The sequence below is a fragment of the Arthrobacter sp. 05N428_2 genome (genome assembly GCF_056397065.1).
The window spans coordinates 48,895-72,146 of the sequence record NZ_JBFTMR010000004.1; the positions used below are offsets into that span (position 1 = coordinate 48,895).

Sequence of the window (23,252 nt, forward strand, 5' to 3'; positions counted from 1 at the left end):
CCGCTGCTGCCGCTCAGGAGCTGGCGCGGGTCTCCCCGGCGTCGAAGTCCAAGTCGGGTTCGTCCGGGGTCGACAGCGTCAGCACGGCCTCTTCCACCGTTTCGTGGTCTTCCAGCTCGCGCTCGATCCGGCGCAGCGCGACGGCCACCTCATGTTCCGGGAGATCGCCCTGCAGGTCCACGGCCGCCACCAGATACAGCCGGCGGGGGCCTACGAATTCCAGGTGCAGGTAGGTGAGCCGGGCGATATCCCCGTGCTCCAACACCCGGCGGGCCAGGGACCGCTCGATGCGGGGGGTCACGCCCTGGCCCACCAGGAAGCGGCGGTTGCGGTCGATCAGGACGACGGCGACCACCGCCAGGAGCACGCCGACGACGATCGACCCCACCGCGTCGGGCAACGGGGAACCGGTGACCTGATGCAGGAACACGCCTGCAAAGGCGACAACCAAGCCAATCAGGGCCGCGGCATCCTCCGCGAAAACCGCGCGCAGGGTGGGATCGGAGCTGATCATCACCTGCTCCAAGGTGTGCCGTTCCAGCTGGTGCGCGGCCGCCCGGGTCTGGCGGAACGCCTGGATGAAGGAGATCCCCTCGAGCACGAAGGCGGCGGCCAGGACCGCGTAGGCCACCGCGAAGTCGGCCGCCGGCTCCGGGGCGAGGATCTGCTGGACGCCGTGCATGATGGAAACCACGGCACCGGCGGTAAAGAGTCCGAAGGCCGCGAACATCGACCAGACATACGCTTCCCGGCCATAGCCCATGGGGTGGGCCAGGTCCCGGGGCTTGGCAGATCGTCGCTCAGCCAGGAAAAGGAACACCTGGTTTCCGGTGTCAGCCCAGGAGTGGGCCGCTTCGGCGGTCATCGAGGCCGAGCCGGTGAGGACTGCAGCCGCGGACTTCGCCGCGGCTACGAGAACATTCACCACGAACGCGATGATGACCGTCAGCAGGGTCGAGCCGGGTTTCTTTCGCTTCTCCGTTTGCGCCATTGGCCCACCGTACAACCGGCGGCAGCCAGCAAGGCTCTTGGGCGCCGGGCCTGCCAAATGTCCGGGCCCTCTCATAGGCTGTGCGCATCGGCAGAAGCAAAGGGGTCTCACATGTACTGCTCCATCATCCCTCCCTACCTGTTGCGCCGGCTGGCGGCGCAACGTCAGGAACCGCGCCTCCAACTGGCGGCCCGCGCCGCGAAGGAAGCGCTGCAGCACGTCAAGAGTTTCCAGGCGGCCCGCGTTGCCGCCGCGCCGGTCACGCCGCCGGGGCTGCGGCAGCTCACGCCGGGGCCGCCGCTGCGAACCGTGTACGACGCGAAGGCCTCGGAGAACCTGCCGGGCGTGCTGGTACGCAAAGAGGGCGAATCGCTTACTGGCGATCCGGCAGCGGATGAGGCCTACGACGGACTCGGCAGCACGCACCGGCTCTATGCGGAGGCGTTCGGCCGCAACTCGATAGACGGCAACGGCCTGCCCCTGGATGCCACCGTGCACTTCGGCCAGCGCTACGACAACGCCTTTTGGGACGGCCGTCAGATGGTGTTCGGCGACGGCGACGGCCAGGTCTTCAACCGCTTCACCGCCTCGCTGAGCGTGATCGGCCACGAGCTTACGCACGGCGTCACCCAGTTCACCGCCGGTCTTGCCTACCGCAACCAGGCGGGAGCGCTGAACGAATCGCTGTCCGACGTCTTTGGCGCCCTGGTGGAACAGTACGTGAAGCAGCAGTCCGCCGTGGAGGCTAGCTGGCTGATCGGCGAGGGCCTCTTTACGGACCAGGTCCAAGGCATGGCGCTGCGCTCCATGAAGGCACCCGGCACCGCTTACGACGACGACGTGCTAGGCAAGGATCCGCAACCGGACTCGATGGACTCCTATGTCCACACCAGCGCCGACAGCGGCGGGGTGCACCTGAACTCGGGCATCCCCAACCGCGCCTTCTGCCTTGTCGCGACGGCCCTGGGCGGCAACGCCTGGGAGACGCCGGGACGCATCTGGTACGACACCCTGACCGGAGGGTCACTGCCTGCAGCCGCGACTTTCAGCACCTTCGCCAAGGCCACCGCGGCGTCCGCCAAGGAGCTCTACGGAGCCAAATCGGCGGAGCATGACGCCGTGCGGCAGGCGTGGGACACTGTCAAAGTGAGGCTCTAGACGGCACCGGCCGAAGGATCACCGAATGAAAACCACCCCGTGAAAATCACCGTCCAGCGCACCGGCGGCATCGCCGGGATGGAGCGTGTCTGGAGCGTGCAGGCGGTGACTCCGGATGACCGGAACCGGTGGCAGCCCCTGGTCGAGGCGTGTCCCTGGGACGAACTGCCCACTCCGGATACCGCCCAGCCTGACCGGTTCGTCTTCCGGATTCGGGCCGGCGAGCGCCGCGCCACGTTGCTGGAGCAGGACCTCATCGGCCCGTGGCGGATCCTCGTTGAGACCACGCGCGCTGCCTCCGAGTCGACCGGGCGGGAGGGCCAGCCGGATTAGACCGCGGCCAGGTGTCCGCGGAAGGTCCGCCGGTAGGACTGCGGGCTGGTGTCGAGCACCTTGGCGAAATGATGCCGCAGCAACACCGAGTGGCCGAACCCGGCCTCCCGGGCGATCTCGTCGATATTGAGGTCTGTCGTCTCCAGCAGCTCCTGGGCCCGGAGCACCCGCTGCGAGTTCAGCCAGGCCGCCGGCGTGGCACCGGTCTCAGCCCTGAACCGCCGCGCGAACGTGCGCGGCGACATGTGAACCCGAGCCGCCAGTTCGTTGACGGCGTGGTCCTCGTCCAGGTTCCGGACCATCCACCCCAGCAGCTCTTCCATTGGCTGCGAACCGCACCTCGGCATCGGCCGGTCGATGTACTGGGCCTGGCCGCCGTCGCGGTGCGGCGGAACCACCATGTCCCGGGCGATGCTCGCGGCCACGTTGGCGCCGAACTCGACCCGGACCAGGTGCAGGCTGGCATCGATGCCCGCCGCGGTGCCGGCGCTCGTGATGATCCGGTCGTCCTCGACGTAGAGCACGTTTTCGTCGACCAGCGCGGCCGGATAGCGGGCGGCGAGCTCCTGCGAGTAATGCCAGTGCGTGGTGCAGCGGCGGCCGTCCAACAGCCCGGCCCGGGCCAGTGCGAAAGCCCCGGAACAAATCGACATGACCCAGGCGCCCCGGGCATGCGCCGCCCGCAACGCATCCAGGACAGACTCGGGAACATCCGCGTCCTTGCCGAACGGGGTCATGATCACCAAGTCCGCGTCCGCCGCCGCCTCGAGCCCGAGTTCCACCTGCATCGACGGGCCCGACTTCATCGGAATATCGCCCGGCACCGGAGTGCAGATGCGGAAATCGAAGGCGGGCACGCCGGCGTCGCGGTCCGATCTGTCGATACCGAACACCTCGAAGGCGGTCCCGAACTCGAAGATCGAGAAGTTGGGGACCACGATCATCGCCACTGATTTGATCATGCTTCCAGTGTGGCAGAAATTATAGCCTTTTGGGCATTTCTGCCACTTCTTTTGCCTCTTCCACCGGCGAACCATAGAGGTATGGAACTCATCGGAATCGCCCTCATCGTCCTGGTCCTCGCCGCCGTCGCCGCCACCCTGCGCAGCCTCACGAAAGACGGGCTCGGCCACAATCCCCCCGTCCGCTCGCATGAGTACTGGATGGCCCGCGACCTTCCCAGCACCAGCTACACCCTGCGGATTTTCTAAACCACGCCACCCCACACGCTGCCCGGCCCCGCACAGGGACCGGGCAACCCTATGACCTGCCGCGCGGCCCGTAGACTGTTTCCAGCCATGACACTGCATATTTCCTACCCCGCCGAGCTGCCGGTCTCCGAGCGCCGCGAGGACCTGATGGCCGCCATCGCCGCCAACCAGGTGACCATCATCGCCGGCGAGACCGGTTCCGGTAAGACCACCCAGATCCCCAAGATGTGCCTGGAGCTGGGCCTGGGCGATAACGGCCTGATCGGCCACACCCAGCCGCGCCGGCTCGCCGCGCGCACCGTCGCCGAGCGCATCGCCGAAGAACTCGGCGTCGAGATTGGCCAGGAAGTCGGCTTCCAGGTCCGATTCACCGGCGAAGTCAGCCGCTCCACCAAGGTCAAGCTCATGACCGACGGCATCCTGCTGGCCGAGATCCAGCGCGACAAGCTGCTGCGCAAATACAACGCGATCATCATCGACGAAGCGCATGAACGCAGCCTCAACATCGACTTCATCCTCGGCTACCTCAAACGGATCCTCCCGCAGCGCCCGGACCTGAAGGTCATCATTACCTCGGCCACCATCGATCCCGAGCGCTTCGCCAAGCACTTCGGCAGCGAGGAAAAGCCCTCCCCCATCATCGAAGTATCCGGCCGCACCTTCCCGGTGGAGATCCGCTACCGGCCGCTCTCGCAGCCGGCCGGCGGTGCCGGCGCCGGCGACGACGGAGGAGAAGGCACTGCCTCCGACGACGAGCTCGAAGAGGACCGCGACCCGCTGGACGCCGTGTGCGACGCCGTCGACGAACTTGCCCTTGAAGCTCCGGGCGACATCTTGATTTTCTTCTCCGGCGAGCGCGAAATCCGCGACGCCGCCGACGCACTCCACGCCCGGATCCAGACGAACCGGCGGCTGGCCGGCACCGAGATCCTCCCGCTCTTCGCCAGGCTGAGCCTGCAGGAGCAACACAAGGTCTTCCACCCCGGCAACAAGCGCCGGATCGTGCTGGCCACCAACGTCGCCGAAACCTCACTCACGGTGCCCGGCATCAAGTACGTCATCGACACCGGCACCGCCCGCATTTCGCGCTACTCGCACCGCACCAAGGTCCAGCGCCTGCCGATCGAACGGGTCTCCCAGGCTTCGGCCAGCCAACGCTCGGGCCGGTGCGGCCGCGTGTCCGACGGCATTGCCATCCGGCTTTACTCGGAGGAGGACTTCGAGTCGAGGCCGCCGTTCACCGATCCGGAGATCCTGCGCACCAACCTCGCCGCCGTCATCCTGCAGATGACCGCAATGGGCGTGGCGCGCAATCCGAAGGACATCGAAAACTTCCCCTTCGTGGAACCGCCGGATTCCCGAGCCATCAACGACGGCGTCAACCTCCTGCGCGAACTCGGCGCCCTCAGCCCCGCGCGCCCGCAAGGGCAGACCGACGACGCCGAGGGCCGCCACGGCCGCCGGCCTGGTTCCGGCCGGAGCGGCAGCGGCCTGACCGCCGTCGGACAGCAACTCGCTCAGCTCCCGGTGGATCCGCGGCTTGGACGGATGATCGTCGAATCCGGCAAACGCGGCTGTGTCCGCGAGGTGATGATCCTGGCGGCGGCGCTCACCATCCAGGACCCGCGCGAGCGCCCGACCGACAAGCAGCAGCTCGCCGCGGAGAAGCACGCGCGGTTCCGGGACGAGAACTCGGATTTCACCGGGTTCCTGAACCTCTGGAACTATCTGCAGGAGAAGCAGCAGGAGCTCTCCTCCACCGCCTTCCGTCGGCTCTGCCGCAACGAGTTCATCAACTACCTGCGCGTCCGGGAATGGCAGGATCTCTTCGCCCAGCTGCGCCAGCTGGCCCGGCCGCTGGGCATCAGCCTGGACAACAAGCGCCTGACGGACCCGGTGGGCAACCACGAGGGCATCCACATCAGTTTGCTCTCCGGGCTGTTGAGCCACATCGGCATCCTCGACGAACGCAAGCGCGAGTACGCCGGCGCCCGCGGCAGCCGTTTTGCGATCTTCCCCGGCTCCGCCCTGTTCAAGAAATCCCCTACCTTCGTGATGGCCGCCGAACTGGTCGAAACCAGCCGGCTCTGGGCCCGCGTCGCCGCGAAGTTCGATCCCCTTTGGGCCGAGCAGGTGGCGCCGGACCTGATAAAGCGCAGCTACAGCGAACCGCACTGGTCCAAGAAGATGGGCTCGGTGATGGCGCATGAGAAAGTCACCCTCTACGGCGTGCCCATCATCCCCAACCGGCGGGTCAACTACGGCCGGGTGGATCCGGAGCTCTGCCGTGAGCTGTTCATCCGGCACGCGCTGGTGGAGGGCGACTGGCAGACCCATCACAAGTTCTTCCACCGCAACCGCGCCCTGCTCCAGGAGGTCGAGGAGCTTGAGGCACGGATGCGGCGCCGCGACATCCTGGTGGATGACGAGACCCTGTTCGAGTTCTACGACGCCCGGATCGGCAAGGAAGTGGTTTCCGAGCGCCACTTCGACAAATGGTGGAAGGAAGCCCGCCAGCAGGACCCCACGCTGCTGGACTTCGACCAGTCGCTGCTGATCAGCGAGGACGCCGCTGCACTGGATGATTCGGCATACCCGAAGACGTTGCTGCACAAGGGGTTTGAGCTGCCGCTGAGCTACGAGTTCCATCCCGTCGCGCCCGGGTCGCCGCCGAATCCCTCCGACGGCGTCACCGCCGAGGTCCCGGTGCTGTTCCTGAACCAGCTGGACGACGCCGCCTTCCGTTGGCTGATCCCTGGCCAGCGGGTCGAGCTGGTCACGGCGCTGATCAAGTCGTTGCCCAAGCAGGTCCGGAAGAACTTCGTCCCCGCGCCCGACGTCGCGCGCCAGGCCGTCGCGGCGCTGGAGGCCGATTTCGACCCCGCCGCGGACGAACTGGAGCCCTCCCTGGAACTGGTTCTGCGCCGGATCCGCGGCCAGGTCATCCCGCCGGGCTCCTGGAACTGGGAGGCCGTCCCGCCGCACCTGCGGGTGAGTTTCCGCGTGGTCGATTCCCGCGGCAAGGTGCTGGACGAAGGCAAGGACCTCTCGGCCCTCCAGGAGAAGCTGGCACCGGCCACCCGCCGCGCCATCGCCGAATCCCTCGGCGCCACCCCGTCCACGGTGGGTCCGGCGGCGCCGAAAGCCGGCGGCAAGGCGAACGCTGGCGGCACATCTAACGGTAAGACCGGCGCGGCGTCGGCCGCTGCCGGGCCGGCCGCAGCTTCACCGGCGGGCTTCACCGAGGTGTCCGGACTGAAGGACTGGACGTTCGGCACGGTGCAGCGCCAGGTCCAGGGCACCGTAAAAGGTCACACCGTCACGGGTTATCCCGGACTGGTGGACGACGGAGCCTCCGTGTCGCTGCGGCTCTTCCAGACCGCTTCCGAGCAGGAACAGGCCATGCGTGGCGGGGTCATCCGGCTGCTGGCACTGAAGGTGCCCCCGCCGGACCGCTATGTCCTGGAGCACCTGAACAACACCGAGAAACTGACCTTCAGCCAGAACCCGCACGGCTCCGTCTCGGCCCTGATCGCGGACTGTGCCCTGGCCGCGATCGACAAGCTCACCCCGGCAGCGCTCCCGTGGGACGAGGCGTCGTTCAGGGCGTTGTACGAGCAGGTCCGCGCCGAACTGATCGACACGGTCTTCACGGTGACTGCCGTCGTCGAGCGCATCCTGGCGAGCACGCGGCGGATTGAGAAGCAGCTCACGGGCACCACCAGCCTGGCGCTCATCAGTGCGCTCAACGACGTCCGAAGTCAGCTCCGGCAGCTGGTCTTCCCCGGTTTTGTGGCACGCACGGGTTACGCCCAGCTCAGTCAGCTCCCCCGCTATCTCGCGGCCATCGAGAAACGTTTGGAAAAACTTCCCGGCAACGTCCAGCGCGACGCGCAACACATGGCTGTCATCCAGGCCCTTGAGGACGATTACGACGACGCGGTGTCCGCGCTGCTGCCTGGCCGGCGCGCTGGCACGGAGTTAACCCACGTCCGCTGGATGATTGAGGAGTTGAGGGTGAGCCTCTTCGCCGTCGAGCTCGGAACCGCCTATTCGGTGTCCGAAAAGCGGATCCGGGCCGTGCTGAACAAGGCGCTGGCGCCGGTCTAGCCTTCCCCGACGCTAGGCCTCGGGTACGTGCGCCGCGTGGCCGGCGTCCCGCAACCCCTCGCGCAGCTTGTCCGCATTCGCGTCCAACCGGGCCGGGTCCGGGTGCTGGTCCGCCGAACCGAAATCAAAGTCCGCCATCGAATTGGAGGGCCACACGTGCACGTGCAGGTGGTTGATTTCGTAGCCGGCCACAATCAGGCCGGCGCGGGCGGCGGCAAACACCTGCACCTGGACGGCGCCGATCTTGCGGGCCACCTCCATCACCCGGCCCAGTACTTCCGGCGGGGCATCCGTCCAGCGGTCCACTTCCTCGGTGGGGACCACGAGCGTGTGCCCGTCGGCCAGCGGCCCCGTCGTCAGGAAGGCAACGACGTCGTCCTCCCGCCAGACGAAGCGGCCCGGGATCTCGCCGTTGATGATCTTGGTAAACAGGGTGCTCATACATCCGCCTTTTCTGCCGGTGACCCCAGGGTGCTGGCGTCCAGGACAAAACGGTACTTCACGTCGCCGGCCACCATGCGGTCGAAGGCCTCGTTCAGCTGGTCCGCGCGGACCACCTCGACGTCGGACACCACGCCGTGCTCGGCGCAAAAGTCGAGCATCTCCTGGGTCTCGGCGATGCCGCCGATCAGCGAACCGGCATATGCGAGCCGGCGCCGGATCAGCGAACCGGGATTGACCGGCGGCATCGCTTCCGACGGCAGGCCGAGCTGGAACAGCGCGCCGTCCACGCGCAGGGTGCGGAAGTACGGATTGAGGTCGTGCGACGCGGCAACGGTGTCGATGATGACGTCGATGGTGCGGTCTGCATCTTCCATCGCGGACGGGTCCGTGGAGAGGACGACGCGGTCCGCGCCCAACTCGCGGGCCGCCGCGAACTTCCGCTCCGACGTCGTGAAGACGGTGACCTGCGCACCCATGGCCTTGGCGATCTTGACGGCCATATGGCCGAGGCCGCCGAGGCCCACGACGCCGACCACGTCGCCTTCCTCGACCTCGAAGTGGTTCAGCGGCGAGTAGGTGGTGATGCCGGCGCACAGCAGGGGTGCCGCGGCAGCCGCGTCCATGCCCTCGGGGACGCGGAGGACGTAGTTGCGGTCCACGACGATCGAGGTGGAGTAGCCCCCCTGGGTGATGGCGTCGTCGTTGCGCGGATCCTTGGCGCCGTAAGTGCCGGTTGCGCCGTTTTCGCAATACTGCTCGAGGCCGTCAAGGCAGCTGTCGCATTCGCGGCAGGAATCGACCAGGCAGCCGACGCCGACGCGGTCGCCGACAGCGAAGTCGTCAACCGCCGAGCCGACCCGGGCGACGCGACCGACAATTTCGTGTCCGGGGACGAGGGGGTAGTTCTGTGCGCCCCATTCGCCGCGGGTCGCGTGCACGTCCGAGTGGCAGAGGCCGCAGAACTCGATGGCGATCTCGACGTCGTCCTGCTTAGGCGAGCGCCGGGCCACTGTGAGCGGGACGAGGGTGCTGTCACTGGATGTGGCGCCGTAGGCGGCCGCGAGCGTGGGGGCGGCTGTTGCGGAGTTGCCGACGTCGTTTGAGTTGCTCACGTCGGGAAGCGGCTTGGCGAGGGGCGGCGGTACGGGGCGTCCTGGGGTCATGGTCCGACGCTACCCCCGGGACCGGGCACTAGGCCACTTGGCGGGGCTTGCGTGGGGAATTAGCCGGCGGGCGCCGTCCTATCCTTGGAGGTTGACCGTCTATCAAGCTGCTCGCATTCGCCGTCGTCGCGGGACTACTGACCCTGGTGCCGGGCATCGACACGGCCTGGTGCTGCGTTCGTCCATCACATGGTCTGGCTGGGCCGCTCCCTGCGCTGGAAGAGTTGGCGGCACAGCGACGCACCTACGCAGCCGGAAGTCGGGGCGTCCGTAGCCGGGGTTCAGGTGGCCAACCCGGCGGGACATCAGCTGTTGAGGGGTTGGCTGACGGGAGCTGGAACCAACCTGCTCAACCGGAAAGTCGGCGTCTTCTACATCGCGACGATTCCGCAGTTCATCCCCGCCGGAACCTCTCCCCTGCTGATGGGGATGTTGCTGGCCGGCGTGCACTGCATTCTGGCCATGATCTGGTTCAGCGCTTTGGTCTTTGCGACCGGCTTCCTTTCCAGATCGCTGAAGGGGGCGCGCACCGTCCGGATAATCGACGGCATCACCGGCACCGTCCTGGCCGGCTTTGGCCTGAAACTTGCGCTGGACCCGGTTCACTAAGCCCTGCTGCGGTCGGCCTGCGGGAGTACGCCGGGGTCGGCCAGCCGTTATTGTCAGACCCCTCGACGAGACTTGATGCATGGACGGCAAGCAGCGGCGAGACCTCGCTTCATCAGCGGCTTCATCGGTAGTCGGGCGCGGCAACGAGGAACTCCGGAACGTGCTCGCGTTGTGCGACCGCACGCTCCTGGAAGTTCGTACGGCGCAGGACCCTGCCGGGACCGCCGGACTGGACCGTCGGCTTATCGAGTTCGGCTCTGCGCTGGCCACCGTGCGGACCCGTCTTGAGGTAGCCGTGATCCTCGGCAGCGTTCGGGGCGTTGTGTCCGGCCCTGAAGGGGGCCCGGTGCATCCCAAAGCGTTAGAACGACTCCGCCGAGCCATTAATGTCATAGCCCGCAGGGACACTTGAGGTATGGAGGTCATTGAGCCGCAGGACATGGATTCGGCCAACACGGCACCGGCACGCGCCGTGACGGTCGCGGAGCTCGCCCGGGTCCTGGCCGGCCTCCCCGCCCCGGCCGGCGCCGCCGCGCTCATCGACGAAACACGCCAACTCGAGGACCTGAAGTCCGCCCTCGCCGCCCGGCAGGCCTGCCACGCGGTCGCTTTCGACCTGGCCCAGCGGCGTGAACAGGCCGACGCCGGGATCCCCGCCGAGCAGCTCGGGACTGGGGTCGGGGCGCAGCTCGCCCTGGCCCGGCGCGAATCCCCGGCCCGGGGTGGCCGGCTCCTGGGCCTGGCGAAAGCCCTCGTCACCGAAATGCCCCACACCCTGGCCGCCCTGGAAACCGGGCAGCTGAACGAATGGCGCGCCACGCTCCTGGTCCGCGAAACCGCGTGCCTGACCGCCGCCGACCGGACCGCCGTCGACGACGAACTCGCCCCCGACACCGGTGGGTTCGACGGGGCGGGCGACCGTGCCATCGTCGCCGCAGCCCGGGCCGCCGCCTACCGGCGCGACCCGCGCTCCGTCACCCAGCGTGCCGCCCACGCCGAGGCCGAACGTCATGTCAGCCTCCGCCCGGCCCCGGACACCATGTGCTACCTCACCGCCCTGCTCCCGGTCGCGGCCGGCGTCGCCGTGCACGCTGCCCTGACCCGGCACGCCGACGCTTTACGTTCCGCCGGGGACAAGCGCACCCGGGGCCAGCTGATGGCCGACGCGCTGGTCGAACGCACCACGGGCACACCCGGCGGGATCAGCGGCATCGAAATCCAGCTCGTCATGACCGACTGCACCCTCTTCCAGGCCGACAGCGAACCCGCCCGGCTCCCCGGCTACGGCATCGTCCCCGCCGGCTGGGCCCGGACGCTGCTCCGCGACGCGGGCGCGGGCGGCGATGAGGTCAACGGAGGTGCCGGCGACGAGGGCGGCTTTCACACCTGGCTGCGCCGGCTCTACACCGCCCCCGGCACCGGCGAGCTCGTAAGGATGGACTCCCGCGCCCGGATCTTCCCGCCCGGGCTGCGCCGGTTCATCGAGGCCCGCGACCACACTTGCCGGACCCCGTACTGCGACGCCCCGATCCGGCACCTGGACCACATCGTGTCTTGGCAGAACGGCGGCACCACCAGCGGCGGCAACGGCGCCGGACTCTGCGAAGCTTGCAACCACACCAAAGAAACCCCCGGCTGGACCGCCCGGCCCCTAGTACCGACGCGCGGACACCGAAGACACACCCTCCAACTCACCACCCCCACCGGCCACACCTACCACTCCACCGCACCACCCCTCCCCGGAACTGGTGCCGAACGACCGTCTCCACAATGGGTCGGGCGGGGCGAAGCGGCTGATCAGCTGGCGCCGCCTGAGGGGCCGAAACTCAAGTGGAAACTAAGACATCGGGCAAAGCTGGCGATGGGCGCACGACTGACAGCGAGGCCTGCGGCCTAGGAGGGGCTCCCCTCCGGACGTCCGCCCTCGGACCCGTCCCCCTCAGGGCCCGCGCCGGTCACGACGGGATTGGCTGCGTTGTTTGACCATTCCGAGAACGACCCCGGGTAGAGGGCTGCAGGAAAGCCAGCGATCTCCAGAGCCGCGATCTCGTGGGCCGCGGTCACCCCAGAGCCGCAATACACGGCTGTCGGCAGCCCCGCTTGCACGCCCAGGCCGGTAAATCGTTCGCGCAGGCTCGCTGCGGGGAGGAAACGCCCGTCATCCGCCAGGTTCGCGGCCGTCGGGGCACTGACGGCGCCTGGGATGTGTCCGGCGCGCGGGTCCACGGGTTCGATCTCGCCGCGGTACCGTTCGCCGGCACGGGCGTCCAGAAGCAGGCCCCGCCCGGACCAGGTGGCTGCCTCGACGGCACCAATCACCGGCATGGACCCTTCGGCCAGGACGACGTCGCCGCGCTCCACGGCCGATTCGCCGCTGTCGACGTCGAAGCCGGCGGCGCGCCAGGCGGCTAGACCGCCGTCGAGCAGACTGACCGCGGGGAACCCGGCATCCCGCAGCATCCACCAAAGCCTGGCGGCCGCAAGGTTGCCGCTGTCGTCGTACGCCACCACCACGTCGCCGTTCCGGAGCCCCCAGGAGCGTGCGGACAGCTGGAACTCTTCCAGCGGAGGCAGCGGGTGTCGTCCGCGGCTTGGATCCGCCGGGCCGGCAAGTTCGGCCGCGAGGTCCACAAAAACCGCCCCGGGGAGGTGCCCCTCCAGGTAGTGTTCCCGGCCGTACGGGTCGCCTAGCGCCCAACGGACGTCCAACAACACCGTCCGTGCGCCGGAGTCCATCCGGTCCTTGAGTTCGGCAACAGTCATTAGGGTGTCCATCCGCCCACTCTAATCGTGGGCCTGCGCCGCCGCAGGTAGGCTGGTGCAGTGACAAATGTGCGCCAGCAGGACCGGGTTTGGGCCGACGAAGCCATCCGCCGGATCAACGCCGAATACAACAGATCAGCCGACACCCACCTCTATTCGGTGCCCCTGCCGGAGCGCTGGGGCGTCCAGCTGTACCTCAAGGACGAATCGACGCACCGCACGGGCAGCCTCAAGCACCGGCTGGCCCGTTCGCTGTTTCTCTTCGGGCTGGTCAACGGCTGGATCCGCGAGGGCACCACCATCGTGGAAGCGTCCAGCGGCAGCACGGCCGTCTCCGAGGCCTATTTTGCCCAACGGCTCGGACTGCCGTTCATCGCCGTGATGACCCGTACCACCAGCCGCGAGAAGATCGCGCTGATCGAAGAGTACGGCGGCACCTGCCACCTGGTAGACCACGCCTCCGAGGTCTACGCGGCTGCCGAGGACCTGGCCCGGAGCACCGGCGGTCACTATATGGACCAGTTCACCTACGCCGAGCGGGCCACCGACTGGCGCGGCAACAACAACATCGCCGAGTCCATCTTCGGCCAGCTGGCGCTCGAAGAGCACCCGATCCCGCGCTGGATCGTGGTGGGGGCCGGCACCGGCGGGACCAGCGCCACGATCGGCCGCTACCTCCGCTACCAGCGCCACGAGACCAGGCTCGCCGTCGTCGACCCCGAGAATTCCGCGTTCTTTCCCGGCTGGCTGGCGAGCCGGGAGGGCAGCACAGCGCCGCACGCCCCAGCCCAGCCGTCACGGATCGAAGGCATCGGCCGGCCGCGGCTGGAGCCGAGCTTCGTGCCGTCCGTGATCGACCACATGATCCAGGTGCCCGACGCCGCCTCGGTGGCCGCGATGCGCCACCTGCGCGAGCATGCCGGGCTGCACGCCGGCCCGTCAACGGGCACCAACCTCTGGGGCGTGTGGCAGCTCATCGCCGGCATGATCGCCGAGGGGCGCCGCGGTAGCGTCGTCTCGCTGATGTGCGACGCCGGCGACCGCTATTCCGGCAACTATTACAGCCCCGAGTGGCTGAAGTCGCAGGGTCTTGATCCGGCCCCGCACGAGGACACCATCCGCGAGTTCTTTGCCAGCGGGGTCTGGCCCGGGTAGCTAGACCTCCACTGACTCGCCGCTGGCAAGGTGCCGGTACTCCGTGCCGTACCTGGCGCCGATCCGGGTCACGTGTGCCTCCACCAGGCCGCGTCCCATATCGTTCAGCAGGGCGTCGTGGATCGGGAAGGCCCGCGGCGCGCGGACCCCAATCACAAAGTCCACCACTTCGCCCACCTTGTTCCACGGGGCATGGATCGGGACCAGCAGGGTTTGCACGTCGATGCCGTCCGGGATCGCGAACGAATCCCCGGGGTGGTACACGTTGGCGTCGACCAAGTAGCCGACGTTGGCGACCACCGGGATCTGCGGATGGATGAGGGCGTGCTGGCCGCCGAAGCTCCGGATGGCGAAGCCGGCCGCATCGAAAGTGTCACCGGCGGCCACCGTGTGGATCCGCTCCGCGGCCGCGGGTCCCTTTTCGCGCAGCTGCGCCGCCACCCCGCCGGGAGCGTGGAGCTCCAACTCCTGGTCGGCCAGCAGGGCGCCGGAGACGGCGTCGACGTCGATATGGTCCGCGTGCTCATGCGTGATCAGCACGGCGGCCGCACCGGCGAGGGCCTGCTCGGTTTCGGAAAAGGTTCCCGGGTCCAGCACCAGCACCCGACCGTCCTTTTCGAGGCGGATGCAGGCGTGGGTGAATTTTGTCAGCTTCATCCGGCTAGCCTATGGTCCCTCCGACGCGGCGTCCACGGTGCCCGGCTGGTAATCTGGGACCCTGCCACTACCCGCAACATGACCCCCAGCGAAGCGAGTTCTCCCAATGTCCAACGGCGCCACAACCGGCGGCAGCCAGGCGCCGGCCGAGGCCGTCGCCGGCACGAAGGAACTGCCGGGCAAGGAACAGCGGGTCACCAAGCAGCGGCTGGCAGTGAGCGCCGCCCTGGATGAGCTCGACGACTTCGTCAGTACCCAGGAGCTGCACCGCATCTTGCAGGAGCGTGGCACCTCGGTTTCCCTCGCCACTTCTTACCGGATCCTGCAATCCCTCGCCGATGACGGCCTGGTGGACGTGCTGCGGAACGCCGACGGCGAAGTGGTCTACCGGCGCTGCGCGGTCACCGGGCATCACCACCACCTGCTCTGCCGCAACTGCGGCAAGGCCGTCGAAGTCGAAGCGCCCGCCGTGGAGGCCTGGGCGGCGCGGATCGCCAGCGAGCACGGCTTCACCGCCGTCGAGCACACCGTCGAGATCTTCGGGCTGTGCCCCGAGTGCACGGCGCTGCAGGCCGGACGCTAGCGGCGCTTACGGCTCAGTCCTGCTTGAACCGGATCTGGCCGAGCTGATTGGTGAGCACCAGCTCCGAGGAGTCGAGGTGGTACACCACGGGTTCCTTGAAATAGGCGCTGGTCCAGTTTCGGTGGTCCGCGTCCGGGCCGGCGCAGCCGTCCGCCGAGTCCGTCATCCTGGCAGGGTCGGGAACCAGTCCGAAATCGTCCACGGCGACGGGCACGTTCAGCACGCCGCATGGCATCCGGACCACCATGGTCAACGCGCCGTGCATCGGGTCGAAGCCCAGGTGGACCGGCGTGGCCGTCAGCCAGTACATGTTTTGGCCGCGCACAGTGCCCCACGTTGAGGTAAAGGTGCGGCAGGTCAGTGCAACGGCCCCGTACGCGGGTCCAGGCGCTACCCCCGCTCCAGCCATGCTGGCCGGACACACCGCAGGCGCCGGGGTCGACGTCGTCGGCAGGCTGGACGCCCCCGCCACAATTATCGGGTCGGCGTCGGGGCCGGTGGGCTGTGCGCCCGGGCCGGCGGGTTTCGCGCCGCCGCTTGGCGGGTTCTTCGGCTCGCCCATCACCAGGGTCCAGCGCGCGTCGCTCCACGAGATTCGGTAGCGGGCCGTGGGGGCTTGTCCATGCTGTGAGGCGGTGACGTTGGCGATCTCCGGGAAGTCGGTGCTGAGGTCGAGCTGCCATGAGCCCGAGGTCCAGCCGCGGGTGGATTCCACCAACTGCTCGGCCTCGGGCCGGGCATTGCTGAACACGGGATTGACCAGACCCTCGATGCGCTCCACTGAGCCTGACACGGCCGCGGCGATGACGCTCCGAGCAAACAACCCGGGCGGTAACCCGGGCCCCGGGACCGGCGGCCGTTTAGGCGGGCGTCTAGGCGGCCAGCGCCGGCGGCAGCACCCGGCCGTTCAGGCCGCGCCTGGCCTTGAGGCCGCCGATCGCCCGGCACACCACGTAGATCAAAAAGGACAGCGTCGTGACGTACGGGCTGATCGGGAGCCTGCCGCCGAGGGCCAGCAGGATGCCGCCCACCGTGGCCGTAACGGCGAAAAGCACGCTAAGGGCCACAACCAGCCGCGGCGACGACGTCACCCGCAAAGCCGCAGCCGCCGGGGTAATCAGCAACGCCAGCACCAGCAGGGCGCCGACAATCTGGATGGACAGCGCCACGCTCACGCCCAGCAGCACCATGAAGCCCWGGGCAAGGCCGCGCACCGGAACTCCGCGGGCGGCTGCGACGGCGGGGTCCACGCTCGCAAAGGTCAGCGGCCGCCAGATGGCCACGAGAGCCAGCATGACGATCACAGAAGCGACGGCGAGCACCTGCAGCTGCACGGTGCCGACGGACACGATCTGCCCGGTGAGCAAGCCGAACTTGTTCGCCGCGCGGCCCTCGTAGAGCGAGAGGAAAAGGATGCCCAGGCCAAGGCCGAAGGGCATGATCACGCCGATGGTCGAGTTCTTGTCCCGGGCCCGGACCCCCATCAGTCCCAGCAGGAGCGCCGCCACCACCGAGCCGGCCAGTGAACCGAGGACCACGTCGGCGCCGACCAGCAGGGCAAAGGCCGCGCCGGCAAAGGAAAGCTCGGAAATACCGTGCACGGCGAAGGCCAGGTCGCGCTTCATCACAAAGGTGCCCACCAAGCCGCCCAGCAGGCCCAGCACCGCGCCGGCCCAGATGGAGTTCTGTACCAGGGCCAGCAGTTCGCCGTAGTTCTCGAAATTGAAGATTGAATGCAGGAGGTTGTCCAGGTCCATTCAGCCCACTTCCCCGGCGACGGCGTGCGCGTCCTCGTGGTGATGTGTGACGGCGTCGGGAATGCCCGCCACGATCATCCGGCCGTTGGCGTGGATCACTTCAACGGGGCTGCCGTAGAGCTTGGAGAGGACCTCTGTGGTCATGACTTCGGCGGGCGGCCCGACCCGGAAGCGGCCGCCGGCCAGGTAGAGGACCCGGTCCACGTATTCCATGATCGGGTTGATCTCGTGCGTCACGAACACCACGGCACTCTTTTGTTGGTGGCACTGTGCGTTAATCAGGGAACTGACGGCCTGCTGGTGCTGCAGGTCCAGGGACAGCAGCGGTTCATCGCAGAGCAGGACTTTTGGCTCGGTCGCGAGGGCCTGGGCCACCCGCAGCCGTTGCTGTTCCCCGCCGGAGAGCTGGCCCACCGGCACCTTGGCGTAATCCAGGGCGCCTACTTGGTCCAGGAGCCGGTCGATCTTGCGGTTCACCTTGGCGCCCCCGATCCGGATCCCCCAGCGGTGGCCGTCGACGCCGAGGCCCACGAGGTCCCGGGCGCGCAGCGGCGTGTCCGGATCAAAAGATTCCTGTTGCGGAATGTAGCCGATCCGCCGGTTGCCTCGGGCGATGGGCTCGCCGTCCAGGGAGGCGGTGCCGGAGGTCAGCTCCTGCAGGCCGAGCAGAACTTTGAGAAACGTGGTCTTGCCGCTGCCGTTGGGGCCGAGCACGGCGAAGAATTCGCCCGGGTTGATGTCCAGGTCCAGGTTCTCCCAGAGCGTCCGTTTGCCGAACTTCAGGGCGGCCCCGCGCAGGCTTACTACGGGTGTCAACTGGGTCTTCCTCAATTTCTGCGGGCCGGACGGCCGCGCGGTTCCGATTTGTCTTAGGCCCGACTAGGCCCGGCTAGCGCTGGCCGAGGGCCTTGGCCAGGTTGTCCACGTTGCCGGACATCCACTGCAGGTAACTCTTGCCCTCCGGCAGCGTCTCGCTGAAGTCCACCACGGGGACGCCGGCGGCGGCTGCTGCGTTCTTGAGTGCGAGCGTCTGCGGTCCTTCCGTCTGCGGGTTGTAGGCCAGCAGACGGATCCCGCCGGATTTCACGACGTCGATGGCGGACCGCAGCACGGCGGGCGGCACGTCAGTGCCGGATTCGATGGCTGCGGTGTACTCCGGCGGCGTCCGGTTCTCCAGGCCCGCCTCTTCCAGCAGGTAAAGCGGAACCGGCTCCGTGACGGCCACGCCGCTGTGGGCCGCCGTTGCCTTCAGCGACGAGAGCCGGGCGTCCAGGCCGGCAAACTCCTTTTTCAGGGCCGCCGCATTGGTCCGGAACTCCCCGGCCGATGCCGGCTCCAGGGTGCCCAGCTTCTCCGCCAGCGCGTCGGCCAGCCGGCTCATCGCGGCCGGGCTGTACCAAACGTGTTCGTTGAAGCCCGCGGCGGCGTGGCTGTGCCCCTCCGTGCCGGACGTTGCCGGCGTCGCAGGCGCGGTGGCCAGCCCCGAGACGTCGACGGCGTTGAGCAGGTTCTTCTGGTCCAGGCCGGTGTCCTCGGCGAGCTTGTGCAGGAAGTCGTCATAGCCGCCGCCGTTTTCCAGCACCAGCGCGGCCTTGGAGACAGCCAGCTTGTCCTGGGTGGTGGCCTCGTAGGAGTGCGGATCCTGGCTGAGGCGGGTAATGATCGAGCTGACGTGCACCTTGTCGCCGCCGATGACACTGACGATGTCGCCATAGACGCTGGTGGAGGCGACAACCTCAACCACCCCGCCGTTGGCGCCCGACCGCTCGCCGCCCGCCGTCGACGTCGGACCGCAGGCCGTCAGCAGGAGGCTGCTGAGGCCGGCGAGGAGAACTGCGGCGGCGGAACGGCGCACGGAAAGACCTCGGATCTGTTATTGAGAAGCGTTAGCAATATGACGAGTCTAACCCTAAATGGGAATCATTCCTATTTAGGGCCCCGAGCACCGCCGTCTTGCCTTACTCCTGCCCGAACCTGCGGTAGCCGGTGGCCTGCGTCGCGTCCCGGATTTCCCCGACCAGTTGCTCTATCACGTCCTCCAGGAAGAGCACGCCCTGGGTGTGCCCGTCAGGGCCGATCACCCGGGCCAGGTGCGAGCCGGTGCGCTGCATGACGGACATCGCCTCTTCGATCTCATCCTCCATTGCCAGGTTGGCCAGCGAGCGGATCCGGCTCTCGGCAATAGGGTGGGAATAGCCGGCCTCCGGGATCGACAGCACGTCCTTGATGTGGAGGTAGCCGGACAGCATGCCTTCCTCGTCAAGCATCGGGAAGCGGGAGAAGCCGGTCCGGCTCACGGCCTTCTCGAACTCCACCGGGGTGGTGGGGGCCTTGAGCATCACCAGCTTCTCCAGCGGAACCATGACCTGGGACGCAGTGTATTCGGAGAATTCCAGCGCACCCGTGATCAAGCCGGCGTCGTCGTCCACCAGGCCGTGCCGGGTGGATTCCTGCACAATCGACTGGACCTCCTCGAGCGTGAAGGACGAGGTGACCTCGTCCTTCGGCTCGATCCGCATCAGTCGCAGGATATGGTTCGCGGACCAGTTCAACGCCACGATCGCCGGCTTGACGGCACGGGCGATGTAGATCAGCGGCGGGGCGAGCAGCAGCGCGGCCTTGTCCGCGACCGACACCGAAATGTTCTTCGGCACCATCTCGCCGAAGGTCACGTGCAGGAAGGTGACGGCCAGCAGCGCGATGGCAAACGCCACGACGTCGGCGATTTCCAGCGGCACGCCGAGCGCCCCCAGCGGGACCGCCAGCAGGTGGTGGATGGCCGGCTCGGCCACCTGCAGGATCAACAGGGAGCAGACCGTGATGCCGAGCTGGGCGCAGGCCAGCATGAGGGAGACGTTTTCCATCGCCCGCAGCGTGGTCTGGGCCCGTTTGGACCCGGACTCGGCAAGCGGCTCGATCTGGCTGCGGCGTGCGGACATGACGGCGAATTCGGCCGCCACGAAGAACGCGTTGCCCACCAGCAGCACGGCGAGCCAGAAGATTCCTAGCCAGTCGTTCATGCGGCACCGGACTTTCCGGCGTCGATGCGGCCGCCGTTGCCGCCCGGCTGCTGGTGCTGTTCGTGCTCCGGCGGGGCAGGCGTAAAGCAGATGCGGTCGATCCGGCGGCCGTCCATGCGGGTCACACTAAGCCTTCCGCCCGCGACGTCGACGGTGTCGCCCACGGCCGCGATGCGACCGAGCTGGCTCATGACGTAGCCGCCGACCGTCTCATACGTCGCTTCGTCAGGCACGGACAGGCCCGGGATTTGTTCGGAGAGTTCGTCCGGCCGCAGGAGGCCCGGAAAGTACCAGTCCCCCGAGGCGCTCTGCAGCAGCCCGGGGCGGACCTTGTCGTGTTCGTCGGCCACTTCCCCGACGATTTCCTCGACCAGGTCCTCGAGGGTGGCGATGCCGGCGGTGCCGCCGTACTCGTCCAGCACGACGGCGAGCTGCAGGTTTCCTTCCCGCAGCTCGGCGAGCAGGCCGTCCAGATGAATGGTTTCGGGTACGCGGAGGACCTCGGTCATGATCGCGCCGGCCTCCAGCTTGGGCCGCCGGTCGGCCGGCACCGCGATGGCCTTCTTGATGTGCACTACGCCGCGGATGTCGTCCGAAGACTCACCGATCACGGGGAAGCGAGAGTAGCCGGTGCGTTTGGCGGCCTCCACGATGTCCGAAACCGGTTGGTGGCTGTCGATGGTCTCCACCCGGATCCGCGGCGTCATCACGTCCGCCGCCGTCCGGCCGGAGAATTTCAGGGTGCGGGAGATGAAGTTGGCGGTCCGTTCGTCCAGCGTCCCCATCGCTGCCGAGCGGCGCACCAGCGAGGCCAGCTCGGCCGGGGTGCGGGCACCGGAAATCTCCTCTTTGGCCTCGAGGCCAAAGACGTTCAGGACCTTGTTGGAGAAGCCGTTGAGCACGATGATGGCCGGCTTGAAGATCGCGGTGAAGACCAGCTGGGGCCGGGCCAGGGCCTTGCCGATCGGAAAAGACAGCGCGATGGCCATGTTCTTCGGGACCAGTTCACCGATCAGCATGGACAGCAGCGTGGCCAGCGCCATGGCCAGTACCAGCGAGACCGACGCCGCGGCGGCTTCGGGCAGGCCGACGACGGTCAGCGGGCCCCGGAGGAGGCTGCCCACTGACGGTTCAATCACGTAGCCGGTAAGCAGCGTGGTCAGGGTGATACCGAGCTGGCAGCTGGAGAGCTGGGTGGAGAGGGATTTGAGGCACTTGAGCAACGGGCCGGCGGCGGTATCGCCGTTGTCCACGGCGCGCTGCACCGTGGCCTGGTCGAGCGCAACCAGGGAGAATTCGACGGCAACGAAGAAGCCGGTACCGAAGATGAGGAGCATTCCAGCTCCGAGCAGTAGCCACTCCATTTAGCGGCCCGCTTCGGAACGCGGAGGTTCCTGCCGGTGAGAGCGTTCCGGCGGAGGGTGGTCTGCCGCGGCGGACCCTGTTTTCGGGAAGGCTCCGTGTTCGTGGAAAGAACGCTGCCGTGCAGCCGGGGAGTAATGGGCGCGTGAACGGGGTTTGCCGGCGCTGCGGGTGGACTGGGCGGGAACGGTTTGCGTTCCTCGCTGACAGCCCCCAGGCCGGCACCTAGATTTACTGTCCATAAGAATGTCAGTCTACAGGAGGGCCGGTCACCAGCTTTGCGGGACCGGGCGGCCCTCCTCGTACCCGGCCGCCGACTGGATGCCGGCGACGGCCCGCTCCCGGAACACCGCCAGATCGGCTGCGCCGGCGTAGCTCATGGAACTGCGCAGCCCGGCGGTGATCATGTCCAGCAGGTCCTCCACGCCCGGGCGGGCGGGGTCCAGATACATCCGCGAGGTGGAAATCCCCTCCTCGTAAAGCGCCTTCCGGTCCTTTTCGAAGGCGCCCTCGCGCTGGTTGCGGTTCTGCACGGCCCGGGCGGAAGCCATCCCGAAGCTCTCCTTGAACTGGCGGCCGGTGGCGTCGACCTGCAGGTCACCCGGGCTCTCGTGCGTGCCGGCGAACCAGGAGCCGATCATGACCTGGCTCGCGCCGGCGGCGAGCGCCAGAGCGACGTCGCGGGGATAGCGGACCCCGCCGTCGGCCCAGACCCGGCCGCCGGAAGCGCGCGCGGCGGCAGCGCATTCCAGCACGGCGGAGAACTGGGGCCGTCCCACCGCAGTCATCATCCGGGTGGTGCACATGGCGCCGGGCCCGACGCCGACCTTGACGATGTCCGCCCCGGCGTGGATCAGCTCGCGGGTCGCGTCGGCGGTAACCACGTTGCCGGCCACGACCGGCACTCCCGGGTCCAGGCTCCGGACGGCGGCCAGGGCATCGAACATTTTTTGCTGGTGGCCGTGGGCCGTGTCCAGGACCAGCACGTTGACGCCGGCCGCGAGCAGCTCGGCCGCCCGGCCGGCCACGTCGCCATTGATGCCGACGGCGGCCGCCACCTTCAGTTTCCCGCCGGCATCGAGGGCGGGCCGGTACAGGGTGGAGCGCAGGGCGCCCTTGCGGGTCAGGAGGCCAGCCAGCACGCCGTCCCGCTGGACGGGGGCGAAGTCGGTGCCGGCCGCGTCCATGGCATCAAAGGCCCGGCGCAGCGGCGCGACCGCGCCGGCCGCAGCGCCGGCCTCCAGACCGGTGTCCGGGGCGGCGTCGAACTCCGCGGCGTCCAGGATGAGCGGCTGCTGGCGCATCACGGAGGCAAGCGAGGCGAAGCGGTCCTGACCTTCGAAGTCGGCGGCGCGGACGACGCCGGCAACGGCCCCGGCGTCGTCGACCACCACCACGGCGCCGTGCGGCCGCTTCCCCATCAAGTGCAGGGCGTCGATGACGGTATTCGAGGCGAGCAGGCTGACCGGTGTTTCAAACACGGCATGGCGGGCTTTGATCCAGGCGGTAACACTCCGAAGCACGTCCAGCGGCACGTCCTGCGGCAACACGGCCAGGCCGCCGCGGCGCGCCATCGTCTCCGCCATCCGCTTGCCGGTCACCGCCGTCATGTTCGCCACGACCAACGGGACAGTGGAACCGGTCCCGTCGTCCGCCGCCAGATCGACGTCGTGCCGCGAAATGACGTCGGAGCGGGACGGCACCAGGAAGATGTCGGAATAGGTCAGATCAGTGGTCGGCTCACTCAGGAAACGCACGGCAACTCCTCGATAAAGGGGGTTCTCAGGAGTGATTCTAGGCGAGCCCGGCGGCGGCCCCGCAGCGGCCCCGGCGGCCCGGACGGTACGCCTTCACGGCAGCTCGATGATTTGAGTCACCCTTATTGGCAGTTTGGCCGGAATCCTCACTAGACTGGCAAAGGTCTGGGTTCACTGGA

22 protein-coding genes are annotated in these 23,252 nt (G+C 68.0%); 8 read left to right on the forward strand and 14 right to left on the reverse strand.

Going from position 1 to position 23,252, the window contains the following annotated elements; all coding sequences use genetic code 11:
- Positions 1 to 13 precede the first annotated feature (13 nt).
- Positions 14 to 991 carry a cation diffusion facilitator family transporter gene (locus AC1DGI_RS05040; RefSeq protein ID WP_476897981.1) on the reverse strand — a complete coding sequence of 326 codons (978 nt, stop codon included), beginning with the start codon at positions 989 to 991 and terminating at the stop codon, positions 14 to 16.
- A 111-nt stretch (positions 992 to 1,102) separates the two neighbouring features.
- Here AC1DGI_RS05040 and AC1DGI_RS05045 point away from each other — a divergent pair, with 111 nt between their 5' ends.
- Positions 1,103 to 2,149 carry a M4 family metallopeptidase gene (locus AC1DGI_RS05045; RefSeq protein WP_476897982.1) on the forward strand — a complete coding sequence of 349 codons (1,047 nt, stop codon included), beginning with the start codon at positions 1,103 to 1,105 and terminating at the stop codon, positions 2,147 to 2,149.
- Between the two features lie 39 nt (positions 2,150 to 2,188).
- Positions 2,189 to 2,482, forward strand: a complete 294-nt coding sequence (locus AC1DGI_RS05050) for a protealysin inhibitor emfourin (protein WP_476897983.1) — start codon at positions 2,189 to 2,191, stop codon at positions 2,480 to 2,482.
- On the opposite strand, the gene AC1DGI_RS05055 is transcribed toward AC1DGI_RS05050, so the two are convergent.
- On the reverse strand, positions 2,479 to 3,444 hold the full coding sequence (locus AC1DGI_RS05055; RefSeq protein ID WP_476897984.1) for a GlxA family transcriptional regulator: 966 nt from the start codon (positions 3,442 to 3,444) through the stop codon (positions 2,479 to 2,481). The two genes, AC1DGI_RS05050 and AC1DGI_RS05055, sit on opposite strands and share 4 nt — an antisense overlap.
- An 81-nt stretch (positions 3,445 to 3,525) precedes the next feature.
- Between AC1DGI_RS05055 and AC1DGI_RS05060 the strand changes: the two genes are divergently transcribed.
- Both AC1DGI_RS05060 and hrpA read left to right on the forward strand, forming a co-directional pair.
- Positions 3,526 to 3,693, forward strand: a complete 168-nt coding sequence (locus tag AC1DGI_RS05060) for a hypothetical protein (protein ID WP_476897985.1) — start codon at positions 3,526 to 3,528, stop codon at positions 3,691 to 3,693.
- 87 nt (positions 3,694 to 3,780) lie between these two features.
- A complete protein-coding gene (gene hrpA / locus AC1DGI_RS05065; RefSeq protein WP_476897986.1) occupies positions 3,781 to 7,803 on the forward strand; it encodes an ATP-dependent RNA helicase HrpA in 4,023 nt (1,340 codons plus the stop codon).
- Positions 7,804 to 7,815: 12 nt separating this feature from the next.
- Here the strand turns inward: hrpA and AC1DGI_RS05070 are convergent, their stop codons facing one another.
- Together AC1DGI_RS05070 and AC1DGI_RS05075 are read right to left on the reverse strand one after the other, a co-directional pair.
- Positions 7,816 to 8,244, reverse strand: a complete 429-nt coding sequence (locus tag AC1DGI_RS05070; RefSeq protein WP_441401997.1) for an HIT family protein — start codon at positions 8,242 to 8,244, stop codon at positions 7,816 to 7,818.
- On the reverse strand, positions 8,241 to 9,410 hold the full coding sequence (locus AC1DGI_RS05075) for an NAD(P)-dependent alcohol dehydrogenase (protein ID WP_476897987.1): 1,170 nt from the start codon (positions 9,408 to 9,410) through the stop codon (positions 8,241 to 8,243). Before AC1DGI_RS05075 ends, AC1DGI_RS05070 begins: the two co-directional genes overlap by 4 nt.
- A 285-nt stretch (positions 9,411 to 9,695) precedes the next feature.
- Between AC1DGI_RS05075 and AC1DGI_RS05080 the strand changes: the two genes are divergently transcribed.
- Positions 9,696 to 10,019 (forward strand): LysE family translocator, encoded by a 324-nt coding sequence (locus AC1DGI_RS05080; protein ID WP_476897988.1) that lies wholly within the window; start codon positions 9,696 to 9,698, stop codon positions 10,017 to 10,019.
- 121 nt (positions 10,020 to 10,140) lie between these two features.
- Here AC1DGI_RS05080 and AC1DGI_RS05085 read toward each other — a convergent pair whose 3' ends face one another.
- Entirely contained in the window at positions 10,141 to 10,371 is a 231-nt protein-coding gene (locus AC1DGI_RS05085; RefSeq protein WP_476897989.1) for a hypothetical protein, read from the reverse strand.
- Positions 10,372 to 10,434: 63 nt separating this feature from the next.
- Between AC1DGI_RS05085 and AC1DGI_RS05090 the strand changes: the two genes are divergently transcribed.
- Positions 10,435 to 11,916 carry an HNH endonuclease gene (locus AC1DGI_RS05090; RefSeq protein WP_476897990.1) on the forward strand — a complete coding sequence of 494 codons (1,482 nt, stop codon included), beginning with the start codon at positions 10,435 to 10,437 and terminating at the stop codon, positions 11,914 to 11,916.
- Here AC1DGI_RS05090 and AC1DGI_RS05095 read toward each other — a convergent pair.
- Positions 11,913 to 12,794, reverse strand: a complete 882-nt coding sequence (locus tag AC1DGI_RS05095; protein ID WP_476897991.1) for a sulfurtransferase — start codon at positions 12,792 to 12,794, stop codon at positions 11,913 to 11,915. The genes AC1DGI_RS05090 and AC1DGI_RS05095 overlap by 4 nt on opposite strands.
- Positions 12,795 to 12,842: 48 nt before the next feature.
- Between AC1DGI_RS05095 and AC1DGI_RS05100 the strand changes: the two genes are divergently transcribed.
- Positions 12,843 to 13,937 (forward strand): PLP-dependent cysteine synthase family protein, encoded by a 1,095-nt coding sequence (locus tag AC1DGI_RS05100; protein WP_476897992.1) that lies wholly within the window; start codon positions 12,843 to 12,845, stop codon positions 13,935 to 13,937.
- Here the strand turns inward: AC1DGI_RS05100 and AC1DGI_RS05105 are convergent, their stop codons facing one another.
- Positions 13,938 to 14,594, reverse strand: coding sequence for an MBL fold metallo-hydrolase (locus tag AC1DGI_RS05105; RefSeq protein WP_476897993.1), 657 nt, complete (start codon positions 14,592 to 14,594; stop codon positions 13,938 to 13,940).
- A 106-nt stretch (positions 14,595 to 14,700) separates the two neighbouring features.
- On the opposite strand from AC1DGI_RS05105, the gene AC1DGI_RS05110 reads away from it, so the two are divergent.
- Complete coding sequence (locus AC1DGI_RS05110; protein WP_441403602.1) at positions 14,701 to 15,177, forward strand: Fur family transcriptional regulator; 477 nt, start codon at positions 14,701 to 14,703, stop codon at positions 15,175 to 15,177.
- A 13-nt stretch (positions 15,178 to 15,190) separates the two neighbouring features.
- Here AC1DGI_RS05110 and AC1DGI_RS05115 read toward each other — a convergent pair whose 3' ends face one another.
- From AC1DGI_RS05115 to AC1DGI_RS05145, 7 genes are all read right to left on the reverse strand, one after another.
- Positions 15,191 to 15,970 carry a hypothetical protein gene (locus AC1DGI_RS05115; protein WP_476897994.1) on the reverse strand — a complete coding sequence of 260 codons (780 nt, stop codon included), beginning with the start codon at positions 15,968 to 15,970 and terminating at the stop codon, positions 15,191 to 15,193.
- Between the two features lie 79 nt (positions 15,971 to 16,049).
- Positions 16,050 to 16,934: a metal ABC transporter permease gene (locus AC1DGI_RS05120; protein WP_476897995.1), complete on the reverse strand. Its 885-nt coding sequence runs from the start codon at positions 16,932 to 16,934 to the stop codon at positions 16,050 to 16,052.
- On the reverse strand, positions 16,935 to 17,750 hold the full coding sequence (locus AC1DGI_RS05125) for a metal ABC transporter ATP-binding protein (RefSeq protein WP_476897996.1): 816 nt from the start codon (positions 17,748 to 17,750) through the stop codon (positions 16,935 to 16,937).
- A 73-nt stretch (positions 17,751 to 17,823) separates the two neighbouring features.
- Positions 17,824 to 18,789, reverse strand: a complete 966-nt coding sequence (locus AC1DGI_RS05130; RefSeq protein ID WP_476897997.1) for a metal ABC transporter solute-binding protein, Zn/Mn family — start codon at positions 18,787 to 18,789, stop codon at positions 17,824 to 17,826.
- Positions 18,790 to 18,892: 103 nt separating this feature from the next.
- A complete protein-coding gene (locus tag AC1DGI_RS05135; RefSeq protein ID WP_441401789.1) occupies positions 18,893 to 19,954 on the reverse strand; it encodes a hemolysin family protein in 1,062 nt (353 codons plus the stop codon).
- Entirely contained in the window at positions 19,951 to 21,318 is a 1,368-nt protein-coding gene (locus tag AC1DGI_RS05140; protein WP_476897998.1) for a hemolysin family protein, read from the reverse strand. Before AC1DGI_RS05140 ends, AC1DGI_RS05135 begins: the two co-directional genes overlap by 4 nt.
- Positions 21,319 to 21,585: 267 nt before the next feature.
- Complete coding sequence (locus tag AC1DGI_RS05145; RefSeq protein ID WP_476897999.1) at positions 21,586 to 23,073, reverse strand: GuaB1 family IMP dehydrogenase-related protein; 1,488 nt, start codon at positions 23,071 to 23,073, stop codon at positions 21,586 to 21,588.
- Positions 23,074 to 23,252 lie beyond the last annotated feature (179 nt).